Below are 1,441 nucleotides of genomic sequence, written 5' to 3' on the forward strand. Positions count from 1 at the left end.
GGCATAGCTCAGTTGGTAGAGCATCTGACTGTTAATCAGGGTGTCGACGGTTCGAGTCCGCCTGCCGGAGTATTATTGATGGAGAGTTGTCCGAGAGGCTGAAGGAGCATGATTGGAAATCATGTAAGGGGGGAATGCCCTCCTTCAAGGGTTCGAATCCCTTACTCTCCGTAGATAGTAGCATGACCCGTTGGTCAAGTGGTTAAGACACCGCCCTTTCACGGCGGTAACATGGGTTCAAATCCCGTACGGGTCATCATGGAGGATTAGCTCAGTTGGGAGAGCGTCTGCCTTACAAGCAGAGGGTCACAGGTTCGAGCCCTGTATCCTCCATACATTCTTTCGGTCCTATGGTGTAGGGGTTTATCACGCCTGCCTGTCACGCAGGAGATCACCGGTTCAAATCCGGTTAGGACCGTTTAGTTGTTAATAAGTTTTAGATTTACTTGTCTTTTATGGCTCGGTAGCTCAGTCGGTAGAGCAATGGATTGAAGCTCCATGTGTCGGCGGTTCGATTCCGTCCCGCGCCATTATGGAAGGGTAGCGAAGTCTGGCTAAACGCGGCGGACTGTAAATCCGCTCCTTCGGGTTCGGTGGTTCGAATCCACTCCCTTCCATCTTTTATAGGGATATAGTTCAAGGGCAGAACAACGGTCTCCAAAACCGTCGATGCGGGTTCGATTCCTGCTATCCCTGCCATTTATGGCGGTAGTGGTGAAGTGGTGAACACACCGGATTGTGGCTCCGGCACGCGTGGGTTCGATTCCCACCTACCGCCCTATTATTGGGGTATAGCCAAGCGGTAAGGCATGGGACTTTGACTCCCACATGCGCTGGTTCGAATCCAGCTATCCCAATAAGGATTTGTTCCTTAGAAATGGCGGTATAGCCAAGTGGTAAGGCAGAGGTCTGCAAAACCTTCATCACCGGTTCAAATCCGGTTACCGCCTTTAGTTGCTTTAGGCGCTAACATGTAGTATAATTATTTCTGTTGATATGCCGGTGTGGCGGAATTGGCAGACGCGCTGGACTCAAAATCCAGTTCCCGTTGAGGGAGTATCGGTTCGACCCCGATCACCGGTATTTTATAATTGGTCGAAACTTTGCTGAACATTGTTCGGTAAGGTTTTTTTATTTTTTGAAAAACTGCGTCAAAGAGTGTTGTTGGTCTCTGAAACTCGGGTATACTTCTTCTTAGGTAGGCAAGCAAGATAATTCAAGCTTGCTCACTTAGGAAGAAGTTTTTGTATGCGCAAAGAGGTTTCAGATACACGATAAAAGAAAAGTAAGCAGTGCACAACGGACGTCTAATTGTCTAGATTCGCTCTGTTTGTAAGCAGTGCACAACAGACGTCTAAGTCTCTAAGTTCGATCTGTCTGGTTTAAATCAAGAATGATTTCCGCTGAAAAAGAGGTGCAAAGTTCGCAATGAACTTTACAC

At 48.0% G+C, this 1,441-nt stretch carries 11 tRNA genes; all 11 read left to right on the forward strand.

Annotation, left to right across the window (positions count from 1 at the left end):
• The first annotated feature begins 80 nt into the window (after window positions 1-80).
• Window positions 81-171, forward strand: a tRNA-Ser gene (locus tag LFYK43_RS12005).
• 13 nt (window positions 172-184) lie between these two features.
• A tRNA-Glu gene (locus LFYK43_RS12010) sits at window positions 185-256 on the forward strand.
• 4 nt (window positions 257-260) lie between these two features.
• Window positions 261-333, forward strand: a tRNA-Val gene (locus LFYK43_RS12015).
• An 11-nt stretch (window positions 334-344) separates the two neighbouring features.
• Window positions 345-418, forward strand: a tRNA-Asp gene (locus LFYK43_RS12020).
• A 39-nt stretch (window positions 419-457) separates the two neighbouring features.
• Window positions 458-530, forward strand: a tRNA-Phe gene (locus tag LFYK43_RS12025).
• Between the two features lie 4 nt (window positions 531-534).
• Window positions 535-617, forward strand: a tRNA-Tyr gene (locus LFYK43_RS12030).
• Window positions 618-625: 8 nt separating this feature from the next.
• Window positions 626-699 (forward strand) — tRNA-Trp (locus tag LFYK43_RS12035).
• 6 nt (window positions 700-705) lie between these two features.
• A tRNA-His gene (locus LFYK43_RS12040) sits at window positions 706-778 on the forward strand.
• 7 nt (window positions 779-785) lie between these two features.
• Window positions 786-857, forward strand: a tRNA-Gln gene (locus LFYK43_RS12045).
• A gap of 22 nt (window positions 858-879) precedes the next feature.
• Window positions 880-950, forward strand: a tRNA-Cys gene (locus LFYK43_RS12050).
• 48 nt (window positions 951-998) lie between these two features.
• Window positions 999-1,083: transfer RNA gene (locus LFYK43_RS12055), tRNA-Leu, on the forward strand.
• The last annotated feature ends 358 nt before the right edge of the window (window positions 1,084-1,441 follow it).

The sequence above is a fragment of the Ligilactobacillus salitolerans genome (assembly GCF_003864415.1).
Lineage (GTDB): Bacteria > Bacillota > Bacilli > Lactobacillales > Lactobacillaceae > Ligilactobacillus > Ligilactobacillus salitolerans.